The sequence below is a fragment of the Jidongwangia harbinensis genome (assembly GCF_020216025.1).
Classification (GTDB): Bacteria; Actinomycetota; Actinomycetes; order Mycobacteriales; family Micromonosporaceae; genus Actinoplanes; species Actinoplanes harbinensis.
The window spans coordinates 138,658-159,919 of record NZ_JAIWNC010000005.1 but is presented as its reverse complement, the minus strand read 5'-3'; the positions used below and the strand labels follow the sequence as shown (position 1 = coordinate 159,919).

Genomic DNA, 21,262 nt, shown 5'->3' with positions numbered 1-21,262 from the left:
GCGGCCTCAGGCGGGCCGGCCAGGTCCCGGATCGGGACTGGCGGCCAGGATCTCCGCGGCCGGCGGTTGCCGGTTCAGCGGCAACCGGACCAGGAACTCGGTGTGCCCGGGCGCGGAGTCGACCGACACCGTCCCGCCGTGCGCGCTGACCACCGCGTGCACGATCGACAGGCCCAGCCCGGTGCTGCCGGCCGACCGCGATCGGGAGCCGTCGCCGCGGGCGAACCGTTCGAACACGTGCGGCAGCAGCGGTGCCGGGATGCCCGGGCCGGCGTCGGTGACGGTGAGCAGGGCGACGTCGCCGTCGGCGCGTACGCCCACCGTGACCGTGGTGCCGTCGGGCGTGTGGGTGCGCGCGTTGGCCAGCAGGTTGGCCAGCACCTGATGCAGCCGCGCGCCGTCGCCGACCACCACCACCGGGTCCTCGGGCAGGGCGAGCTGCCAGTCGTGTCGCGGCCCGGCGGCATGGGCGTCGCTGACCGCGTCCACCGTCAGCATGGTCAGGTCCACCGGCTCGTGGGCGAGCGGGCGGCCGGCGTCCAGCCGGGCGAGCAGCAGCATGTCCTCGACCAGCGTGGTCATCCGGTGTGCCTCGGACTCGACGCGCCGCAGCACGTGCGCCACCTCGTCCGGGACCGGGCGGCGGCTGCGCCGGCTCAGTTCGGCGTACCCCCGGATCGCAGCCAGCGGGGTGCGCAACTCGTGGCTGGCGTCCGCGACGAACTGGCGTACCTGGGTCTCGCTCCGGTGGCGGGCGGCGAGTGCGCTGCCGACGTGGTCCAGCATGCGGTTCAGCGCGGCGCCGACCTGGCCGACCTCGGTGCGCGCGTCGGCGTCGGGTTCCGGCACCCGCTGGGCGAGATCGACCTCGCCGCGGTCCAGGCGCAGTTCCGAGACGCGGGTCGCGGTGGCGGCCACCCGTTCCAGCGGCGCGAGCGTACGGCGGACGATCACCGCCCCCGCCCAGCCGGCCACCAGCAGCGCCAGCAGCACCACCCCGCCGGTGACCGCGGCGGCCTGGAGGAGCGTCTTCTGGGTCTCGGCCAACGGCAGCCCGACCACCACGACGGCGCCGCGTGCGCCGGTGCCGGCGACCACCCGGTAGTCGCCGACGCCGGTGCCGAGGTCCACGTCGACGGGCCGGGCGCCGGGCGGCACCGCGGCCAGCGTGGCGACCGCGGCGTCGGAAAGGGTCTCGTAGTCCAGGCGGGGCTGTGGCCCGGAGCCCACCGGGTCGGTGTCGCCCGGCCGGAACACCACCAGGCCACCGATCAGTACGGCGGTGTCCGGATCGCCGGTGTCAATCCTGGTCAGGACCACCGAACCGGGCGGCACCCCGGGCGGCGGGGAGTCGGCGAGCACGGGCCGGCCGGGCCACGGTCCGGGCCTGGACCCGGGGCCGCCGGTGACGCGCTGGGCCATCTCCGCCAGCTGGGCGTTGAGGCGGTCGTACAGGGAGGCATGCAGGTAGATCTCGGCGGTGCCGCCGACGACCAGGCCGAGCACCGACAGCAGGCCGATGATGACGGCGACCAGGCGGGTACGCAGCGACCACCCGCCCGGCCCGCGCCGGGCGGGTGTCGCCGGCGCCTCAGTCGGCGGGCTTGAGGACATAACCGGCCCCGCGCATCGTGTGGATCATCGGGGTGCGGCCGGCGTCGATCTTCTTCCGCAGGTACGAGATGTACAGCTCCACCACGTTGGCCTGGCCACCGAAGTCGTAGTTCCACACCCGGTCCAGGATCTGGCTCTTGCTGAGCACCCGGCGCGGGTTACGCATCAGGTACCGCAGCAGCTCGAACTCCGTGGCGGTGAGCGGGACCAGGGTGTCGCCGCGGCGTACCTCATGGCTGTCCTCGTCCAGCGTGAGGTCGCCGACCACCAGCTGGGACCCGGTCCGCATCGCCGAGCGGCCGGTCCGCCGCATCAGCCCGCGCAGCCGGGCGACCACCTCCTCCAGGCTGAACGGCTTGGTGACGTAGTCGTCCCCGCCCGCGGTGAGCCCGGTGATCCGGTCCTCCACCGAGTCCTTGGCGGTCAGGAACAGCACCGGTACGTCCGGTGTCTCGCCGCGCAGCCGGCGGAGCACCTCGAGCCCGTCGATGTCGGGCAGCATCATGTCCAGCACGACGGCGTCCGGCCGGAAGTCCCGGGCGGTCCGCACGGCGGTGAGCCCGTCGGGCGCGCTGCGTACCTCCCAGCCCTCGTAGCGCAGGGCCATCGACAGCAGCTCGGCCAGGGTCGCTTCGTCGTCCACCACCAGGACCCGGACCGGGGTGCCGTCGGGACGGCGGATCTCGCTGCCGGTCTCGGCGTTCGCCATCGTCATGCTCCCACTGTCGCGGGCCCGGCTTTGCGTCGGCTTTCCGCTTCCTGTGTACCAGCTGTGGGCGCCGCGCCCGCTATCGCCGGGCCACCGCGAAGGCCGCGTCGCGGAACTGCCCGGCGCCGTACTTGAGGCGTTCGGTCCAGTACGGCCGGTTCCAGTTCTCCCAGGTGACGTCGCCGGTGAACTGGTCGGTGCCGGAGGCGGACAGGACCACGCCGATGCCCGGGCTGACCCGGGTGGCGAGCGTGGCGACCCGGGCCGTGGTGGACTGCGGCACGCCGACCCGGTGCGAGGACGGATCGGCGAACCCGAGCATCGCCCAGGGCACCCGGACCACGACGTCCTCGCCGTCGTGCCACCACAGCGCGCGGCTGTCGTCGGCCGGGTCGCCGTACCGCAGCGCACCGGCGTTCTGGATCTCCACCGGCAGCCGCTGCCCGGTGGTGGGCACGACCAGGTCGCGGTTGACGATCAGCTCGAACGGTTTCCAGCCGGTCACCGCCGCTCCGCGCAGCGTGGCCGGTACCCGGTAGTCCAGCGGCATCGGGTCGAGCTGGTCACGCAGGTACGCCTGCCCGGTCCGGCCCACCAGGTCGAGCCGCAGCGCCGCGTCGGCCCGCCCGTCGCCGGAGCCGGGCGGCGGCGGCCCGGTCATGGCCGGCAGCACGTCGAAGCCGAGCGTCAGGGCGCCGGGCGGGGCGTCGCCCAGGCCGATCCGGAGATGCACGTACGACTCGTCGACGCGGCCGGTGACCCGGCGGGCCGGCCAGCCGCCGGCGGTGTCGTACCGGAAGTCGGCGGGTGCCTCCGGCTGCCCGGCCGGATCCATCGCGAGCAGGCCGAAGTGCTGCTCGTTGGTGAACACGTCGTGCCACAGCTGGCGGCGCTCCGGGTCCTGGTGGCCGATCGTGTTCCAGGTGAACTTGAACCACTCGTCGGCCCACCCGAACAGGAAACCGCCGGACAGCCCCTGGTCCTTGATCAGCTGCAGCATCTCGGCGTCGATCCGCATCGCGTCCCGCTCGCTGTGGTCACCCTGGGAGCGGCCGAGCGGGCCGTGGTGCGCGGACCCGATGGACGACGGCACGCCGAACTCGGTCACCACCGTGGGCAGGTCGCCGTGGTGCCGGCGCAGGGCGGTCAGATAGCCGGCGTACGGGTCGGCGCGGCCGGCGTACCGGAAGTCGCGCAGCGCGGGCTCGTGCCGCTGGAAGTCCGGGTAGTAGGGGTAGGCGTGGTAGCTGGCGAACGTGCCTCCCGGCCAGCGCGCGGTGGGCAGGACGTGGTTGGCGTCCACCCCGACCAGGTCCTCCTGCGCGAGTGGTTCGTCGGGGTGCCGCAGCGGGTCGGTGGTGGGCCAGTTGACGAACGCGATCGGGTGGCTGAGCCCGCGCTCGGCCACCGCCGTCGCCAGCTCGTCCATCCGGGCGGCCAGCCACCGTTCGGTGGGGCTGGCGGCGGCGGTGCTCCGGAAGTACCGGCCGGCGACGGCCGGGGCGCGGACGTTGCGCCGGTCGGACCGGTGGGTCGCGTCCGGGTCCCACTCGACGCCGATGATCCAGCCGGCCAGCCACGGCGTCACGTCGGTGTCCCAGGCGCCGCTGGCCCGGCCGCGCATCTCGGCCCGGCGCAGCGTGCCGGTCGCGGCGGCCACGGCGTCCCGCAACTCCTGCCGGAACGCCGTGGTGACCGCGGCGTCGTAGAGGTCGCCCTTGGTCACGTACGACTCGTCGGGCAGGTAGACGCCGTGCATCAGGTACAGCGGGCGGGCCGGGTTGGCCCGGTTGTAGGCGGCCAGTTCCCGGTAGAACGCCGGCGGGTGGATGGTGTAGATCCGCAGCACCCGGATGCCGAGCCAGCCCATCGCGGCGAACCAGGCACGGTACTGCTCGGCGCCGACGGACAGCTCACCTGGCTGGTGTCCAGGCGTGGTGCTGCCCAGGTTGATGCCGGGCAGGAAGGTCGCGTCGCCGCTCACGGTATGCAGGGCCAGCCGGCCGTCCGCGGCGGTGGCGAGCGTGTCGAGGCCGGCCACGCGCCGGTGCGCGGGCGCCCACGACGGCTCGTCCGGCGGCGGCGCGATGCCCTCCAGACCGGCCACGGCGATGTCCGGGGTGGTCTCCACCGGCATCGGGGTCGCGCCGGCCAGGGTCAGGCACATGGCGAGCGTGACGACGCCGATGACGGCGGCCTTGACCGGCCCGTACCGGTGTCGTTCGGGCGCTTGGACCAGATGACCCGGAAAGTCCCCCACAACGGCATTCTCCGCCGCCACGGTTGCAATATGCGGGGAATTGTCAGGAAGCTGGGGAGACGGAACACTCGCCGATCGGTCGATGTTGTGCCAGCGTGGAACCTTGTCGGCGACGCGAGCGTGGGGAGCGTGTTCGTGGATCTTCTCGGGGATTACCGCAGAGCGACCATGTTCTTCGAGTCGGGCGATCCGCTGGGCGCCGCCCGGCTGCTCGAACCGATTGTCGAGGCCGAACCGGACAACACCGCGGTCCGGCAGTTGCTGGCCCGGGCGTACTTCAACTCGGCGCAGCTGGCCGGTGCCGAGGCGCAGTTACGGGCGCTGATCGAGCGCGACCCGTCCGACCACTACGCGCATCACGTGCTCGGCCGCACGCTGGAGCGCGGCGGCCGGTTCCGGGAGGCGTTGCCGCACCTGCGGCTGGCCGCGGCGATGAAGCGGGACGACGACTACGCCGAGGCGGTCCGCCGGGCCGAGGCCTGGCTGGGAAAGTCCGGCGCCGACGCGGGCGGGGCGCAGTGACGCATAGGATCGCGCGGTGAAGCTGAAGCTGGACCTGCACGACATCTTCAACAAGGGCACCGAGATCGACAAGGCGCTGCGCGGCATCATCGACGAGGCGATCGAGAAGAAGGCCACGCTCGTCGAGATCATCCCGGGCAAGGGCAGCGGGCAGCTGAAGAAGAAGGTGCTGCGCTTCCTGGACCAGAAGGAGATCAAGCAGCTCTACCACCGGGTGGAGAAGGACGGCGACAACTGGGGCCGGCTCTTCATCCACTTCCGGTTCGCCTCCGGCCAGGACCGCGGCCGGCGCCGGCGCTAGTCGCTGTTGCGCGGTCGGTGATTGACGGCAGGCGGTTCGACCAACCGGCCTGAGTGCTGTTTTAACGGTCGTCTCAGATTCGCTCGATAGGCATATGCATCGGACAAGCGACGTAACCCGTATGCAGGAGGCTATCGATGGCAGTCAACGCAAGGCCGTCCGGACCGGCGTGGAAGTTCGGAGCGGCCACCATGGCGCTGGCGACGGCGTTCACTGCCGTCGCCGCCTGCGGATCAGATGCCGACAAGAGTCCGGCGCCCGCTGCGCCCGGCTCGCACAGCGCGCACGCGGGCGCGGCGCCGGCTCCACAGCAGCCGCTGCGCGCCGGCGAGCGGTTCGTCGACCTGAAGGTGCCCGAGGCCTACGCGCCCGCACCCCCGGAGGGTGGCGGCTCGGACGAGTACCGGTGCCAGATCATCGATCCGGGCCTGACCAAGACGCAGTTCCTGACCGGGACCCTGTTCACACCGTCGAACGTCGCCATCGCGCACCACGCCAACGTGTACGCGGTGCCGGCGAAGGGCGCTGCCGCGGCGCGCGAGCACGACGCGAAGACCCCCGGTGTCGGCTGGCAGTGTTTCGGCGGGACCGGCGTCCCCGGCTACGAGTGGGAACAGGAGACCGCGACGTGGGTGAACTCCTGGTTCCCGGGCGGCCCGGAGGACCTGTTCGACCAGGACGTCGGCCACAAGGTGGGGCCGGGCAGCCTGCTCATCCTGCAGACCCACTACAACCTGCTCGCGCTCGACGGCAAGCCGGCCGAGCCGGACCGCTCGGCGGTGCGGCTGCGGCTGAAGGACGGCACGCCCAAGACCCGGGCACTCGAAACGTGGACGCTCGACGCACCGACCGAGCTGCCCTGCACCGCCGACGAGTCGGGACCGCTCTGCGACCGGGCGGCCTCGATCGCGGACGTGACGAAGCGGTTCGGGGAGGACGTCGGCACCATGGCGGACCGTCAGGTGGAGGAGTGCACCCCGGGCGGCAAGCCGAAGCCCGGTAACACCCAGACCTGCGACGAGGAGGTGGAGGAGCCGGCGACGCTGTACGGCGGTTACAGCCACATGCACTATCTCGGGCGGTCCATCAAGCTCGAACTCAACCCGGGTACGCCGAAGGCCAGGGTCCTGCTGGACGTACCGAAGTTCGACTTCGACGCCCAGCGGCTGATCAAGCTGCCGTCGCCGGTGGACATCGGTCCGGGGGACACGCTGCGGGCGACGTGTACGCACGACGCGGGGCTGCGCAAACAACTGCCCCAGCTGAAGAAGCTGCCGCCCCGCTACGTGGTGTGGGGCGACGGCACCAGCGACGAGATGTGCACGAACATCATCTTCGTCTCCCCCCGCAAGTCCTGACGAAGCGCCGCGGCCCTCTAGACCGGGTACGTCCGGGCCACCGCCACCAGCTCGGAGGTGTGTGAGCCGAGGACGCCCACGTCGGCCGGGCGGGGCCGGAAACCGGGGAGGGCGCCCAGGCCGTCGCTGCCGTCCATCGCCCGCAGCCGGACCGGCCCGGCGGCCCGCACCGTGAGCACCGCCTCGACGCCGGCCGGCGGCGGCGCATGGAAGACGAAGCCGAACCCCCACGGCCCGCCCGCGGTCCGGTCGGTGGGCACCGGTCGCCCGCCCACGGTGGCCGCGGTGACCGGGGTGTCCGCGCCCACGTGCAACGCGACCAGCCGGACCGGGCGCTGGGGCGCCAGCCGCACGCGCACCGTGCGGCTGGCGCCCGACCGGGTGTCGCTCAGCACGGTCACGGTCGGCGCGGGGAGCGTCGCCGCCGGCTCCGCGGCCCGGGTGCGCACCTTCTCGTCGCCGAACGCCGGCAGGACGTCGGTGACCCGGCCCGGCGCGCCGCCGACGTACTGCGCGGTCCACCGGTGCAGCGTGCGTTCCCCGCTCAGCCACTGCGCCCGGCCGGTGTCGGCGTCCAGCGCGTACATCAGGTGGGTGAGCGACGGATGGGCCGCGTCGAACCGGTCCACGGCCAGGCCGGTCGCGGCGCACCCGACCACGGCCAGCGCCGCGACCAGGGTGGGCAGCGCACCGGCCCGGCGGGCCCGTAGCACCGCCAGGCCGCGCCGGCCGCCGGCCGCCGGATGCCACAGGTCGATCACCGGCAGCAGGGCGAGCCCGAGCAGCACGGTGAGGAACGCGCCGGCTCCGGCCAGATTCAGCCCGAGCGCCGGGAACAGCATGACCACGGTGGGCGCCAGGACCAGCAGGGCCACGGCGCCGCCCGCGGTGACCGCGAGGACCGCGCCCCAGCCGCCGCGCCCCGCGATCGCGGCGAGCCCGGCGAGCGCGCCGGCCAGTGCCGGCAGCGCGGCCAGGTAGGAGCCGCCCGGCGCGAACGCGGCCAGCGCCAGGGCGAGCACGGCCAGCCAGCCCAGGCCGCCCACGGCCAGCGCCACCGGGGTGATCCGGCGGCGGAGCAGGGCGTACCAGGCGAACACCACGGCCGCGGTCAGGGCCACCACGGCCAGCCGGAACCAGAGCGGGCGGTACGGATCGATGGGCAGTTGCCCGTAGCCGGGCCGGATCCGGCCGAGCAGCCACCACAGCACCTGGGCGAGCACCGGCGCGGCGACCATCGGTACCAGGGCGAGCAGGAAGCCGCCGGCCAGCCGCCCGGCGCCGGCCATCCCGCGGCGCCGGACCAGGCCGGCCAGCACCAGCACGGCCAGCACCGCCAGGCCGGCCAGCGGCCAGGTCAGCGCGCCCGGGTAGTGCACCAGCAGGCCGGGCACCGGGAAGTAGGTGGCGTCCCCGCCGGCGTCCACCGTCGCCAGGTCGCGGCCACCGAACGACCGGGTCAGCGACAGCAGATTGTCGCCGTGGTGCTGCAGGCTGTCGGTGTCCATGGCGGACGGCACGTCGGTGGGCGCGTGATAGACCGCGGACCCGTCGATGTACGCCGTGTTCAGTCCCGCGAAACCGGCCTCCCGGAACGGCGTGAAGTCGGTGTCGTTGGGCAGCAGCCGGTACACCTCGACGGCGAACGAGGTGCCGACCGGGGCGGGCACGTCCGCGTACGTACCGACCAGCCCGGCGTTGTCGCGCGACGTCTCGAACATGATCGCCGGCCCGCGGCTGCCGCGCGCCTCCACGTTGAGCACCACGCCGCCGCCCCGGGCCAGCGGGTGCTGGTCGACGAACGCCTTGGCGCCGCACAGGCAGGCCTCCTCGGCGTCGGTGAACACCAGCACCACGTCGTTGCGTGGCCGGGGCCCGGTGCTGAGCGCGCGGGCCGTCTCCAGCAGGGCCGAGGTGCCGGCCGCGTCGTCGTTGGCGCCCGGCCCGGTCTGCGCCGAGTCGTAGTGGGCCACCAGGAACACCCGGCCGGTGGGCGCGCTGCCGGGAATCCGGGCGACCACGTTGCGTACCCGGGCCAGCCCGACGCCGCCGGCGCTGGCGGACAGGTCGGCCCCCTGGACCGAGACGGTGTCCTGCACCTGCGGGTCGAGACCGAGACCGCGCAGCACGGTACGCAGATGGTCGCGTACCCGGTCGTTGGCCGCGCTGCCCGCCACGTGCGGCTCGGTGGCGATCGTGCGGACCTGTTCGAACGCGCGGGCCGCGCTGAACTCGCCGGCCGGCGCGCCGGCGTCGCGTGCGGCCGGCGGGCGCACCGCGGCCAGGGCCGCCGCTCCGGCGAGCGCCAGCAGCACGGTGGCGGCCAGCGCGGCCACCAGGCGGCGCCGGGGACGGACGAGGGCGCTGTCGGCCGCGGTAGGCATGGCCTCATTCAATCGTGTGTGCAACCTTCCTTGCCGGTACGACGTGTAGTGCGCATGACGAGCACCACGGAGAGCGCACGGAGGGGAAGGGGGCCGACGATGCCGGCGGCCGATTCCCCCACGAGCTTCGACGAGGTCTACGCCGCCCAGTACGCCGACCTGACGGTGCAGCTGTACGCGTACTTCGGCGACCTGCAGGAGGCCCAGGACGTCGTGCAGGAGGCGTTCTGCCGGGCGCTGCGCCGCTGGTCCTCGGTGTCGCGGTACGACGACCCGGTGGCCTGGGTGCGCCGGGTGGCGTGGAACCTCGCGGTCAGCCGCTGGCGGCGCTCGCGGACCGCGATGTCGTTCCTGCGCCGGCAACGCCGCCAGGAGCCGCAGGTCGACGGGCCGAACACGGACCGGGTGGCGCTGGTGGACGCGCTGGCCACGCTGCCGGCCACCCAGCGCCGCGCGATGGTGCTGCACTACCTGGGCGACCTGAGCATCGCCGAGATCGCCGACCGGGAGAACGTCGCGGTCGGCACCGTCAAGTCGTGGTTGCACCGGGGCCGTACCGGCCTCGCCGCCCAGCTGCGTCCGGACCACCCGGAGGTTCCCCGTGCCTGACGAGTTCACCCCGCTCTTCGCGGACCTGCGCGGCCGGGCGATCCCGCAGGTGCAGGCGCCCGGCGCCGTGGCCGCGCACCAGACGGTCCGCCGGCGCCGGGTCGCCACGTCGATGGTGACGGGGACGGCCGCGGCCTTGATCCTGGCCGCGGGCGCGACGTTCGCCGGCACGCAACGTGGACCCGATCGGGACCAGGTGCCGGCCGCGTCGCCGAGCGAGTCGATCAACCAGTCCGTGTCGGTCGCCGGCAGCCTGGTGCCCGGCGCGACCCACGTGAACCTGGTGGCGAGCAACGCGGAACCGGTGTTCGCCGACGTCGCGCAGGGCCGCTACCGGCTCAGCGTGGGCTGCCTCGGGTCGGCGCCGCTGCCCCTGAAGATCGTGTACCTGGGCGCGGTCCAGCACCAGGACACCGTGGCCTGCTCGGACGACGGCGTGGTCCGTGACTACGAGTTCGCCCTGACCAGGTCGGGCGTGGTGAGCGTCCGGTTCGACATGACGGCCCAGGCCGACGTGTACGCGATCAAGCTCACCGGGATCTGAGTGGAACCGTCCCGGTCCCGGCTGGCGGTGCTGGACGGCCTCCGCCTCGTCGCGGCCCTCGCCGTCCTGGCCTACCACTACACGGTCGCGTGGCGGATCGACGGGGTCCGGCTGCCGGAGTACTTCCTGCCGCGGACCGTGCACGTCACGGTCTACGGCTTCCTCGGCGTGGAGCTGTTCTTCCTGATCAGCGGATTCGTGATCTGCCGGAGCAGCTGGGGCCGGACGCTCGGGCAGTTCTTCGCGTCCCGGGTGAGCCGGCTGTACCCGGCGTACTGGGCGGCGGTCCTGCTCACCGGCGCCGTGGCACTCGCGTTCCCGCTCACCGGCGGGGTGGGCGACCCGGAGCGGCCGACCGTCGTCGACATCATGATCAACTGGACCATGCTGCAGCAGCCGCTCGGCCACCCGGCGGTCGACGGCGTGTACTGGACCCTCCTGGTGGAGCTGAAGTTCTACCTGATCATGGCCGTGGTGCTGATCCGGGGGCTGACGTACCGGCGGGCCGTGCTGCTGTGCGCCGGATGGATGACGGTGGCGGTGCTGGTGCCCTCGCTGCAGAGCCCGATCCTCGAGGCGCTGACGATCAGTGACTACGCGCCGTACTTCATCGGGGGCATCGCGCTCTACCTGATCCACCGGTTCGGTCCCACCCCGCTGCTCTGCGGCATCACCGGTTTCGCCTGGCTGGTCTGCCTGTCCCGGGTCGAGGACCGGATGGCCGAGGTCAACGCGGGGTTCCCGGTCCCGGGCTGGCCGGGCCTGGTGATCATCACGCTGTGCTATCTGGTGCTGCTGATGGTGGCGCTCGGCCGCACCGACCGGATCAGCTGGCGCCGGCTGACGGCGGCCGGCGCGCTGACGTACCCGTTGTATCTGCTGCACGCGCAGATCGGTCACACGATCATCCGGGCGGCGTACCGGCACACCCCGATCCCGGTGTGGCAGGCCGTCGCGGCCACCACCGTGCTGATGCTCGGCCTGGCCTGGCTGGTGCACCACTACGTCGAGCGGCCCCTGGGCCGCCGACTGCACACCATGATGCTGAGCGCCGGGTACCCGGCAGCGCGGTCCGGCCGGTGGCATAGCGTTGACGCGTGACCGTGCCGCTCGATCCAGCCGCCGTGGTGGCGGAGTTCATCGCCCGGGTCGGACAGTACGACCCCGCGCCGGACGCCGCCCCGGTGGCCGTGGTCGGAGTCCGCACCGCGCTCGGTGAGGGCGTGTACCCGATGAGTGATCACGTCGTCCGGGCGATGTGCCGTGCGCTGGTCGCCTACCACGACCCGGACGACCGCGGGAGGTGCACCAACTGCGGTGGCCACCGGCTCGACGAGAACCTGCACTGCCAGGACTGCGGGCGGCTGCACGGCATCCTCGGCCAGGTGATCGCCCAGCACGCGCGGCGGATCGCGGACGCACACGGCGACGACGTCCCGGGTCCGGGAACATGAGGTTCGCTCCACATGATCGCCGGACGGGTGGTCGGTGTTGTGCGCCCGCGCGGGTTGGTACACGATCAGCGGGTCACGCCCGGAACAGTCGAGTGGGGTATCGGCATGACTGAACGGTCGGTCGCGCCCCGGACGTACCCGGGGGCCGGCGCGGCGCCCGAGCGCCTGCGCGTCCTGCTGGTCGAGGACGACGAGGGCGACGCCTTTCTGGTACGCGAACTGCTGAGCGAGGCCGAGGCGCCGTTCGAGCTGACCATCGCCACCAGCATGCGGGAGGCCGCCACCAGCATGACCGGCGTCCAGTGCGTGCTGCTCGATCTCGGGCTGCCGGACGCCGAGGGCATCGACGGGCTGCGCCGGTTGCTGGCCATGGCCGGCAGCGCCGCGGTCTGCGTGCTGACCGGACGCTCCGACGAGCACCTGGGCGTCGCCGCGGTGGCCGAAGGGGCCCAGGACTACCTGGTCAAGGGCCAGGTGGACGGCGTGCTCCTGGTCCGGGCCCTGCGGTACGCGGTGGAGCGCAAGCGATCCGACGAGAACGCCCGCCGGCTGCGCGAGGTGGAACTGCGCCAGGACGAGTCGGCCCGCCTGGAACGCGGTCTGCTGCCCCAGCCGCTGATGGACACCACCCGGGTCGCGGTGCACACGTTCTACCGGCCCGGCCGGGCGCTCGGCCTGCTCGGCGGCGACTTCTTCGACGTCGTCCAGGTCGGCGAGGACCGGCTGCACGTCATCGTGGGCGACGTCTGCGGGCACAGCGTGGACGAGGCCGCGCTCGGCGTCGAACTCCGGGTCGCCTGGCGTGCCCTGGTGCTGGCCGGCGTGCCGGACGACCGCATCCTGCCCGCGCTCGAACAGGTGCTGATGACCGAACGCCGGGCCCGCGAGGTGTTCGCCACCGTGGCGTTCGTGGTGCTGGACCTGGCGGCCGACCGGGCCACCGTCCGGCTCGCCGGCCATCCGCCGCCGGTCGTGCTGGCTCAGGGCCGCGCCGCCCCGGTCAACGCGCGCACCGGCATCGTGCTCGGCGTACGACCCACCCCCACCCCCGCCACCGACGTGGAGTTCCCGGCCGATGACTGGTCCCTGCTGATGTACACCGACGGGCTGATCGAGGGCCACACCGGTGTGGGCAAAGAACGCCTCGACGTGGACGGCCTGTGCGGGCTGCTCGACGAACCGGAGGGCCGCGGCATGCCGCTGGACGGGCTGCCGGCCTGGCTGGTCGGCCGCGCCGAGCAGGGCAACGGCGGCCCGCTCGCGGACGACGTCGCGATGCTGCTGATCGCCCGCGGCGGCGGCCGGTGAACCCGCTGAGCCTGCGCACCTGGACGCTGCGCCGGCGGGTCGCGGCGCTCTGCGCCACGGTCGGTGTGCTGCTCACCATGCTGGGCGTGTTCGCGGCGTTCACCGCGGCGGAGAGCAACGAGCACCTGGACACCATCCTCTACAAGACCGGGCCGATGCGGGCCGCCGGGGAGAGCCTGAACACCGCGATGGTGGACCAGGAGACCGGCATCCGCGGGTTCGCGATCAGCGGACGGGAGGCGAACCTCCAGCCGTACCGGTCCGGGCGGGCGGCCGAGGACCGCTACCTGCGCGAGATCGAGGACCTGCTCGGTGCCGGTGACCGGGACATCCGGGCGGCCCTGGCGGACGTCCGGGTGCGCGCCGACCGGTGGCGGGCGGCCGTCGCCGAACCGGTGCAGGCCGCGGTCCGCACCCGGGGCCCGGAGGCCGGCCGGTCGCTGATCGAGGCGGCCAGCACCACCGAGTTCAACGGGGTCCGGGCCGCCATCAACCACCTGCAGGACGAGATCATGGTGATCCGCACCAGGTCCGCGCGGGTCGCCGAGAGCACCGCCGGCACGCTGGTCGCCATCGAGATCGCGGCGGCCGCCATCGTGGTGCTGGCCGGTGCGGCGCTGATGCTGCTGCTGGACCGGATGGTCAGCCGCCCGGTGCTGGAACTGGCCGAGCAGGTCCGCGAGGTGGCCGGCGGCGCGTACGACCGGCGGATCGCCAGCGAGGGGTCGCCCGAGCTGGCGCGCCTGGCCGAGGACGTGGACGGGATGCGTAAACAGATCGCCGCGGAGCTGAGCGAGGTGCGCGCGGCCCGGGCCCAGGTCGAGTGGGTCAACGACCAGCTCAAGACGCAGGCCGAGGAACTGGTCCGGTCGAACCGCGACCTGGAACAGTTCGCCTACGTCGCCTCGCACGACCTGCAGGAGCCGCTGCGCAAGGTGGCCAGCTTCTGCCAGCTGCTGCAGCGCCGGTACGCCGGCCAGATGGACGAGCGCGCCGACCAGTACATCGCCTTCGCGGTCGACGGTGCGCAGCGCATGCAGCGGCTCATCAACGACCTGCTGGCGTTCTCCCGGATCGGCCGGCTCACCAGCGGCTTCACCGACGTCGACCTGGACCGGGTGCTGTCCGAGGTGAAGAGCCAGCTGGAACCGCGGGCCGGCGACGACGCCGAGATCGTCTGGTCCGACCTGCCCACCGTGGAGGGCGAGGAGCCGCTGCTCACCACGCTGTTCGTCAACCTGATCGGCAACTCGCTCAAGTTCCGCCGGCCCGGCGTGCCGCCGCGGATCCGGATCAGCGCGGGGCAGGTCGGCGAGGAGTGGCAGATCAACGTCCGGGACAACGGCATCGGCATCGAGTCGGAGTTCGCGGACAAGGTGTTCGTCATCTTCCAGCGGCTGCACGCCCGGGACGCGTACGAGGGCACCGGCATCGGCCTGGCGATCGTCAAGAAGATCGTCGAATACCATGGCGGCCGGATCTGGCTGGACCTGGACGTCGACGAGGGCACGTCGATCTACTTCACCCTCCCGCTGCTGGCCGGCATCCCGGCGAAGGAACCCCTGAAGGAGGTCACCACGTGACCGGAGCGACACGCCAGGACGGCACGCCGATCGAGGTGCTGCTGATCGAGGACGACCCGGGCGACGTGCTCATGACCCAGGAGGCGTTCGAGGAGCACAAGGTACGCAACCGCCTGAACGTGGTGTCCGACGGTGCCGAGGCGCTGGCGTACCTGCGTCGCGAGGGCCGGTACGCGGACTCGGTCCGCCCCGACCTGATCCTGCTCGACCTCAACCTGCCGCGGCGCGACGGCCGGGAGGTGCTCGAGGAGATCAAGCAGGACGAGGACCTGGGCCGCATCCCGGTGGTGGTGCTCACCACGTCGGCGGCCGACGAGGACATCCTGCGCAGCTACCAGCTGCACGCCAACGCGTACGTCACCAAGCCGGTGGATTTCGAGCGCTTCATCGCGGTGATCCGGCAGATCGACGAGTTCTTCGTCAGCGTCGTGAAACTGCCGCCCCGTGCTTGACCAGGTAGCCGATCTGATCCGGGAGGTGGCGGCCACCATCGTGCTGCCGCGCTTCCGGCGGTTGCGGGACGACGAGGTGGAGCAGAAGTCCCCGGGTGACATGGTCACCATCGCCGACCAGGAGTCCGAACGCGCGCTGACCCGTGGCCTGACCGCCCTGCTGCCCGGCTCACAGGTGGTCGGCGAGGAGGCCGTGGCCGCCGACCCCGAGGTGCTGCAGCGGGTCGGTGACCGCGGCGCGGTGTGGATCGTGGACCCGGTCGACGGGACCAACAACTTCGCCGCCGGCAAGACCCCGTTCGCGGTGATGGTGGCGCTGCTGCGGGACGGCGAACCGGCCGCCTCGTGGATCCTGGACGTGGTCGACGAGCGGATGACCGTCGCCGAGGCCGGCAGCGGCGCGTACATCGACGGGGTCCGGGTGAAGACCCGGACCGACGACCCCGGCCCGGCCGCGCTGCGCGGCGTGGTCGCGCACAAATATCTCCCGGCCGAGCTGCGGGAGCGGTCCGCGCCGAACTATCCGCGGTTCGCCGGCGTCAGCGCGGGACACCACTGCGCCGGGTACGAATACCCCGCGGTCGCCACCGACGAGCAGCAGTTCGCACTGTTCTGGCGGATTCTGCCGTGGGACCACCTGCCGGGCACGCTGATCCTGCGCGAGGCCGGCGGCACGGTGCTGCACCTGGACGGCAGCGAGTACCGCCCCACCGACCGCGAACGTGGCCTTCTTGTGGCGTCCAATCCGGACGTGTGGCACACCGTGAACGAGACGCTGTTCCCCTAGATTCGTGCGCATGTCGGCGTACCTTGATGGGCTTTTCGGGTTGGGCGGGCGCCTCGCGGTGGTGACCGGAGGCAGTTCCGGGATCGGCCGTGCCATGGCGGTCGCGCTGGGGCGGGCCGGCGCGCGGGTCGTGCTGGTGGCCCGGCGGGCCGGGCCGCTGGCGGAGACGGTGGCGGAACTCGCCGGGCACGGCGCGGAGGCGGCGGCGGTCACCGCGGACCTCGCCGACCGGGCCGGTGTCGCGGCCGCGATCGACAGCATCTCCCGGTACGGCGCCCCGGACGTCCTGGTCAACGCGGCCGCGGTGAACCGGCGCCCGCCGCTGGACCAGCTCACCGACGACGACTGGGACGTCACCCTGGCCGCGAACCTCACCGCCCCGTTCCTGCTCGGGCAGGCGTTCGGCGCGGCGATGGCGGAGCGCGGCTGGGGGCGCATCATCAATGTCGTCTCGCAGCAGGCGTTCCGTGCCTACGGCAACAGTGGCGCGTACGGCGTGTCCAAGGCGGGCCTGGTGGCGTTGACCCGATCGCAGGCCGAGGCGTGGTCGCGGAGCGGCGTGTGCTGCAACGCGGTCGCGCCCGGGGTGGTGCACACGCCGCTGACCGAGGCGGTCTTCGCCGATCCTCAGAAGGCGGCGGGGCACGCCGCCCGCACGATGATCGGACGGAACGGCGTACCGGAGGATTTTGCCGGTTGTGTCGTTTTCCTGGCCGGCCCGGCGAGCGCTGCGGTTACCGGGCAAACACTCTTCGTCGACGGTGGATATTCGGCGACCTGAGCGTGCTGTATCCAGGTGCGCCCGCCGGGTAGAGTCGCCACCGCTTCACGACTTGGGAGGTCGATCGTGGCGGCGACGCTTCTCAGACGGCTGACGGCTGCCGTCGCTCTGCTCGTTGCGGCTTCCGCGTTGGCGGTGGCGCCCGGAACCCCGGCCGGGGCCGAGCCGGACGACCCGGAGGGCGGCAGCAAGACGCTGCGCGCTGCCCTGGAGTCCGCGGCCCGCGGCCACATCGAGGCGAAGAACCGCCTGGAGAACTCCAGGAAGCGCCAGAAGAAGCTGCGGACCGCGCTGGTCGCCGCGCAGCTGGACGTGAAGCAGATGCAGGTCCGGGTCGCCGAGGTCGCCAACCGGTCCTACCGCCTGGGCCGGTACAACGCCATGTCGATGCTGCTGAACGCCAGCACCCCGGACGTCTTCCTGGACCGCGCGCAGAACCTGGACATGATGGCCCAGCTCGACGGCCGCACGCTGGTGCGTTACCGCCAGGCCCTGGACACCCAGACCCGCGCCAAGACCGCGCTCGACCGGGAGGTCAAGGAGCAGCAGAAGCAGGTCACCGTGCTGGCCAAGAAGAAGAGGGAGGCCGAACTGGCGCTGGCCAGCGTCGGCGGCGGCCAGGTCGCGGGCGGCTACGTCAACGCCAACTCACCGCTGGCCAAGCGGGCGCCCCGCAACTCCGACGGCTCCTGGCCCAAGGAATCCTGCACGGTGAACGACCCGACCACGTCCGGCTGCATCACGCCGCGGCTGCTGCACGCCTACCAGCAGGCCCGCGCGGCCGGCTTCAAGCGGTACACGTCCTGTTTCAGCCAGCGGTCCTCCGGCGAACATCCCAAGGGACGTGCCTGCGACCACTCCGCCGCACCCGGCGGCTTCGAGAACGTCAACGCCTCCGGCGGCGACCGCACGTACGGCAACAACCTGGCGGCGTACTACGTGAAGAACGCCGACCGGCTCGGCGTGCTGTACGTGATCTGGTACCGGCAGATCTGGCATCCGAGCAACGGCTGGACCTCGTACAGCGGGTCCGGCGGCCCGAACGCCACCCACACGAACCACGTGCACCTGTCCGTCATCTGACCGGACCCGGATAGGTACTCTTCCGGCGATGGACACCACCGAACCCCCGCGTGCCCTGCCGAACAAGCTCGCCACCGCCCTGGTCTTCTTCGCCAGCGGTGCCGTCCTGGTCCTCGAGATCGTGGCGCTGCGCCTGGTCGGTCCGTACGTCGGCGTGACGCTGCAGGTGAGCAGTTCGGTGATCGGCATCGCGCTGGGCGCCATCGCGTACGGCACCTGGCTCGGCGGCCGGCTCGCCGACCGGTTCGACCCGCGCCTGCTGCTCGCTCCGGCGCTGATCCTCGCCGCGATCGGCACCGCGGTCACCTTGCCGCTGGTCCGCTGGGGCGGGGAGGTGCTCCGCGGCGGTGCCGCGCCCGCGGTCCTGCTGCTCGCCGCGATGGCGGTGTTCCTGCCCGCGTTCCTGCTCTCCGCGATCAGTCCGCTGGTGGTCAAGCTGCAGCTCGGTGACCTGCGCCGGACCGGTCAGGTGGTGGGCCGGCTGTCCAGCGTCGGCACGCTCGGCGCGATCACCGCCACGCTCGGCACCGGCTTCGTCGTGGTCGCCGCCATGCCGAGCAGCTGGATCCTGCTGACGCTGGCCGCGGTGCTGGCCGTCGCCGGGTTCGGACTGGGCTGGTGGCTGCGGCGGCAGGACCCGGCGGCGAGCCTGCCCGGCCGGGCGCGCACCCGGGCGGTGCTGGCCACCGTGGGGCTGGCCGGTGCCGGCCTGGGCGCGGTGGCGCCGACACCGTGCGACGTGGAGACCGCGTACCACTGCGCCCAGGTCACGAACGACCGCGACGCGCCCGGCGGACGGTTGCTGATCCTGAACTCGGCGCGGCACTCGTACGTCGACCTGAACGACCCGACGCACCTGGAGTTCGCGTACACGCAGTGGCTCGGCGCGATCACCGACATGGTGCGGCTGCCCGGCACCCCGATCGACGCGCTGCACATCGGCGGCGGCGGGTTCACGGTGCCCACGTACGTGCGGACCACCCGGGCCGGCAGTGACCAGGTGGTGCTGGAGCTGGACGGCGAACTGGTCGAGCTGGACCGGGAACTGCTCGGCCTGCGTACCGGTCCGGACCTGCGCGTCCGGGTCGGCGACGCCCGGGTCCACGTGGCCGAGGAGCCCACCGGCGGGTACGACCTGGTAATCGGCGACGCGTTCGGTCACCTGGTGGTCCCGTGGCACCTGGCCACCCGGGAGATGGCCGCGGACATCTCCCGGGTGCTGCGCGCCGACGGCATCTACGCGCAGAACGTCATCGACTACCCGCCGAACCGGTTCATCCGGGCCGAGCTGGCCACCGTGGCCGACGTGTTCCCGCACGTCGCGCTGGTGGCGCCGCCGGCCGCGCTGGCCGGTGAGACCGGCTCCAACTTCGTCATCGTGGCGTCCCGGTCGCCGCTGCGGCTGGACCAGATCCGCCAGCGCCTCGACCTGGTGGACGAGCCGGTGACGCTGCTGAGCGGTGCCGACCTCACCCGGTTCATCGACGGGGCCCGGGTGCTGACCGACGACTACGCCCCGGTGGACCAGCTGCTGCAGGGCTGAAACCGGCCGTCCGGGCACACCGCGCCGCATAACGCCGCCGCCGCCCGGACGGGTTTTCCGGTGCGGCATCCCGGCGACGAGAGTTCCCCTCACAATCGGCTTATGGGGCGGATGTGGCGAAGCGCGCAGCGCATCGGTGACCGCTACCGCCTCGTCGAGAAGCTCGGCACCGGCGGCATGTCGGTGGTCTGGCGCGGCTACGACGAGATCCTCGGCCGTGCGGTCGCCGTCAAGGTGCTCACCCCGCAACTCGCCCGCGACCACACGTTCCGGGACCGGCTCCGCCAGGAGGCGCTGGCCGCGGCCCGGCTGTGCCACCCGCACATCACCGGGATCTTCGACTTCGGCGAATCCCCGCTGTCCGAGCGGCTCACCGTGCCGTACGTGGTGATGGAACTGAACGAGGGCGAGTCCGTCGCCGCCCGGGTGAACCGCGACGGGCCGCTGCCCTGGCGGGACGCGGTCACCATGGTCGCCGAGGTGGCGTCCGCGCTGGCCACCGCGCACGCCCGCGGCGTCGTGCACCGCGACGTCACACCGGCCAACGTGATGCTCACCAGTGCCGGTGCCAAGGTGGTCGACTTCGGCATCTCGGCCCTGGTCGGGCAGCGTGACGCCGCCCCGGACGGCAGCCTGCTCGGCACGCCCGCGTACCTGGCGCCGGAACGTCTCGGCGGCCGCCCGGTGTCGCCGGCCACCGACGTGTACGCGCTGGGCCTGCTGCTCTACCGCACGCTCACCGGCCGGCTGCCGTGGCCGGCCGAGAACACCACCGAGGCGCTGCGCGCCCACCTGTACGCCGACCCGGAACCGGTGCCGGCCCTGCCCGGGATGCCGGCCGGGGTGGCCGACCTCTGCCTGAGCTGCCTGGCCAAGGACCCCGGCGACCGGCCGGCCGCGGCGGACGTGGCGCACCGGCTGGCCGCCGTGGTGGGCCTGCCGGCGATCATCGCCGACGCACCCGTGCGCGCCCCGGCCTCGCTGCTGCCGGCGCACCGGCCGCCGGGCGGGCGGCTGGCGTCGTGGTTCCCGGCGGACCGGGCGGCCGGGCGGGACCTGGCGTCGCACCGGGCGGCCGGGGTCCTGCGCCGGCTGAGCGCGTCGGTGCCCGGGCGGGCCATGCGCCTGCGCCTCGGGCTGCGGGTGGCCGCCGCGCTAAGGCTGGGCGGCGTGCAACCGCTCGGCGGCGGCCTGTTCGTCGGCGGGCGCGTCCCCCGCGACCTGCTCACCGGCGGCCGGGCCGGAGAGGCCCTGGTCGCCGGCCGGCACCGGGTGCAGGCGGTCGCGCTCACCGGCACCCTGCTCGCCGTGGTCGGTGCGACCTGGGTGTCCAACCGGGAACCCGCCGAGGTCGGTCCCGCCCAGGCCGCCGCGGCCGGAACCGGCGCCGCCTCCGGGGTCCTGCACCGCGCCGCCTGCAAGGTCCGCTACCAGGTGGAACGGGACACCGGAAGTGACTTCGAGGCGCGGCTCACCCTGGTCAACACCGGTGGGCAGGCGGTGGAGGACTGGCGGATGGAGTTCGCCTACCCGGGCACCCAGCGCCTCACCCGCCCGGCCGACGCGGTGACCCAGAAGGGCCGCCGGATCGTGGTGCGGGGGAGCGGTGACCTGGCCGCCGGACGGTCCGTGACGATGACGCTGCGCGGGGCGTACCGCAGCCGCAATCCGCTCCCGATCGCGTTCCGCCTGGACGGCCATCCCTGCGAGGCGGAGATCCTCGGCGCCGCCACGGTGCCGGTGGCGGAGACCCAGGCGGACCGCCGCCGCCCGCCCAAAGCCAAACCCCGACGGGGTACGACGTCCGTCCGCAAGTCGCCCGCCTCGCCACCGCCGGCCCCGGCAGCGCCGACCGTCCGGCCGACCCCGGCGCCGTCCCGTCCGCCGACCGCACCGCCGGCGCGGCCGCTGGAGAAGCCGTCGGAGCTGGAGCCCCGCCGGGCGGGCGGGTTCTCCGTCGCGGTCTGAAC

The 21,262-nt window shown here is 73.1% G+C and carries 19 protein-coding genes; 15 read left to right on the top strand and 4 right to left on the bottom strand.

The annotated features are described in order from the left end of the window. Positions 1-6: 6 nt before the first annotated feature. The 3 genes from LDL48_RS09440 to LDL48_RS09430 form a co-directional block, all read right to left on the bottom strand. Entirely contained in the window at positions 7-1,614 is a 1,608-nt protein-coding gene (locus tag LDL48_RS09440; protein ID WP_225254642.1) for a sensor histidine kinase, read from the bottom strand. Next, positions 1,592-2,329 (bottom strand): response regulator transcription factor, encoded by a 738-nt coding sequence (locus LDL48_RS09435; RefSeq protein WP_225254641.1) that lies wholly within the window; start codon positions 2,327-2,329, stop codon positions 1,592-1,594. The genes LDL48_RS09440 and LDL48_RS09435 overlap by 23 nt, the downstream gene beginning before the upstream one ends. Positions 2,330-2,402: 73 nt before the next feature. Continuing rightward, positions 2,403-4,583: a hypothetical protein gene (locus LDL48_RS09430; protein WP_225254640.1), complete on the bottom strand. Its 2,181-nt coding sequence runs from the start codon at positions 4,581-4,583 to the stop codon at positions 2,403-2,405. 135 nt (positions 4,584-4,718) lie between these two features. On the opposite strand from LDL48_RS09430, the gene LDL48_RS09425 reads away from it, so the two are divergent. From LDL48_RS09425 to LDL48_RS09415, 3 genes are all read left to right on the top strand, one after another. Beyond that, a complete protein-coding gene (locus LDL48_RS09425; RefSeq protein ID WP_225254639.1) occupies positions 4,719-5,105 on the top strand; it encodes a tetratricopeptide repeat protein in 387 nt (128 codons plus the stop codon). 16 nt (positions 5,106-5,121) lie between these two features. Next, positions 5,122-5,406, top strand: coding sequence for a Smr/MutS family protein (locus LDL48_RS09420; protein ID WP_225254638.1), 285 nt, complete (start codon positions 5,122-5,124; stop codon positions 5,404-5,406). Between the two features lie 137 nt (positions 5,407-5,543). After that, positions 5,544-6,764, top strand: a complete 1,221-nt coding sequence (locus tag LDL48_RS09415; RefSeq protein WP_225254637.1) for a monooxygenase — start codon at positions 5,544-5,546, stop codon at positions 6,762-6,764. Positions 6,765-6,781: 17 nt separating this feature from the next. On the opposite strand, the gene LDL48_RS09410 is transcribed toward LDL48_RS09415, so the two are convergent. Further along, positions 6,782-9,148: a M28 family peptidase gene (locus tag LDL48_RS09410; RefSeq protein WP_225254636.1), complete on the bottom strand. Its 2,367-nt coding sequence runs from the start codon at positions 9,146-9,148 to the stop codon at positions 6,782-6,784. Between the two features lie 99 nt (positions 9,149-9,247). Here LDL48_RS09410 and LDL48_RS09405 point away from each other — a divergent pair, with 99 nt between their 5' ends. The 12 genes from LDL48_RS09405 to LDL48_RS09350 all read left to right on the top strand — a co-directional run bounded on the left by LDL48_RS09405 (position 9,248) and on the right by LDL48_RS09350 (position 21,260). Further along, positions 9,248-9,757 (top strand): RNA polymerase sigma factor, encoded by a 510-nt coding sequence (locus LDL48_RS09405; RefSeq protein WP_225254635.1) that lies wholly within the window; start codon positions 9,248-9,250, stop codon positions 9,755-9,757. Then, positions 9,750-10,301 carry a hypothetical protein gene (locus LDL48_RS09400; RefSeq protein ID WP_225254634.1) on the top strand — a complete coding sequence of 184 codons (552 nt, stop codon included), beginning with the start codon at positions 9,750-9,752 and terminating at the stop codon, positions 10,299-10,301. Before LDL48_RS09405 ends, LDL48_RS09400 begins: the two co-directional genes overlap by 8 nt. Then, a complete protein-coding gene (locus LDL48_RS09395) occupies positions 10,302-11,402 on the top strand; it encodes an acyltransferase family protein (protein ID WP_225254633.1) in 1,101 nt (366 codons plus the stop codon). It abuts the gene before it with no gap. Next, a complete protein-coding gene (locus LDL48_RS09390; protein WP_225254632.1) occupies positions 11,399-11,755 on the top strand; it encodes a hypothetical protein in 357 nt (118 codons plus the stop codon). The genes LDL48_RS09395 and LDL48_RS09390 overlap by 4 nt, the downstream gene beginning before the upstream one ends. 105 nt (positions 11,756-11,860) lie before the next feature. Then, a complete protein-coding gene (locus LDL48_RS09385; RefSeq protein ID WP_225254631.1) occupies positions 11,861-13,063 on the top strand; it encodes a PP2C family protein-serine/threonine phosphatase in 1,203 nt (400 codons plus the stop codon). 5 nt (positions 13,064-13,068) lie between these two features. Next, positions 13,069-14,646, top strand: a complete 1,578-nt coding sequence (locus LDL48_RS09380) for a sensor histidine kinase (protein ID WP_443667670.1) — start codon at positions 13,069-13,071, stop codon at positions 14,644-14,646. Continuing rightward, a complete protein-coding gene (locus tag LDL48_RS09375) occupies positions 14,643-15,098 on the top strand; it encodes a response regulator (protein WP_225254629.1) in 456 nt (151 codons plus the stop codon). Before LDL48_RS09380 ends, LDL48_RS09375 begins: the two co-directional genes overlap by 4 nt. Further along, on the top strand, positions 15,091-15,885 hold the full coding sequence (locus tag LDL48_RS09370; protein ID WP_225254628.1) for an inositol monophosphatase family protein: 795 nt from the start codon (positions 15,091-15,093) through the stop codon (positions 15,883-15,885). Before LDL48_RS09375 ends, LDL48_RS09370 begins: the two co-directional genes overlap by 8 nt. 10 nt (positions 15,886-15,895) lie before the next feature. Continuing rightward, positions 15,896-16,666 (top strand): SDR family NAD(P)-dependent oxidoreductase, encoded by a 771-nt coding sequence (locus LDL48_RS09365; RefSeq protein WP_225254627.1) that lies wholly within the window; start codon positions 15,896-15,898, stop codon positions 16,664-16,666. A gap of 66 nt (positions 16,667-16,732) precedes the next feature. Next, on the top strand, positions 16,733-17,749 hold the full coding sequence (locus LDL48_RS09360; protein ID WP_225254626.1) for a coiled-coil domain-containing protein: 1,017 nt from the start codon (positions 16,733-16,735) through the stop codon (positions 17,747-17,749). Positions 17,750-17,777: 28 nt separating this feature from the next. Beyond that, positions 17,778-19,292 (top strand): fused MFS/spermidine synthase, encoded by a 1,515-nt coding sequence (locus LDL48_RS09355; RefSeq protein WP_225254625.1) that lies wholly within the window; start codon positions 17,778-17,780, stop codon positions 19,290-19,292. 102 nt (positions 19,293-19,394) lie between these two features. Next, entirely contained in the window at positions 19,395-21,260 is a 1,866-nt protein-coding gene (locus LDL48_RS09350) for a protein kinase domain-containing protein (RefSeq protein ID WP_225254624.1), read from the top strand. The last annotated feature ends 2 nt before the right edge of the window (positions 21,261-21,262 follow it).

What these genes read in the sequence shown, in the direction of transcription:
- LDL48_RS09440 (WP_225254642.1), bottom strand. Translation starts at nt 1,614, where the DNA reads ATGTCCTCAAGCCCGCCGACTGAGGCGCCGGCGACACCCGCCCGGCGC.
- LDL48_RS09435 (WP_225254641.1), bottom strand. Translation starts at nt 2,329, where the DNA reads ATGACGATGGCGAACGCCGAGACCGGCAGCGAGATCCGCCGTCCCGAC.
- LDL48_RS09415 (WP_225254637.1), top strand. Translation starts at nt 5,544, where the DNA reads ATGGCAGTCAACGCAAGGCCGTCCGGACCGGCGTGGAAGTTCGGAGCG.
- LDL48_RS09410 (WP_225254636.1), bottom strand. Translation starts at nt 9,148, where the DNA reads ATGCCTACCGCGGCCGACAGCGCCCTCGTCCGTCCCCGGCGCCGCCTG.
- LDL48_RS09405 (WP_225254635.1), top strand. Translation starts at nt 9,248, where the DNA reads ATGCCGGCGGCCGATTCCCCCACGAGCTTCGACGAGGTCTACGCCGCC.
- LDL48_RS09385 (WP_225254631.1), top strand. Translation starts at nt 11,861, where the DNA reads ATGACTGAACGGTCGGTCGCGCCCCGGACGTACCCGGGGGCCGGCGCG.
- LDL48_RS09365 (WP_225254627.1), top strand. Translation starts at nt 15,896, where the DNA reads ATGTCGGCGTACCTTGATGGGCTTTTCGGGTTGGGCGGGCGCCTCGCG.
- LDL48_RS09355 (WP_225254625.1), top strand. Translation starts at nt 17,778, where the DNA reads ATGGACACCACCGAACCCCCGCGTGCCCTGCCGAACAAGCTCGCCACC.
- LDL48_RS09350 (WP_225254624.1), top strand. Translation starts at nt 19,395, where the DNA reads ATGGGGCGGATGTGGCGAAGCGCGCAGCGCATCGGTGACCGCTACCGC.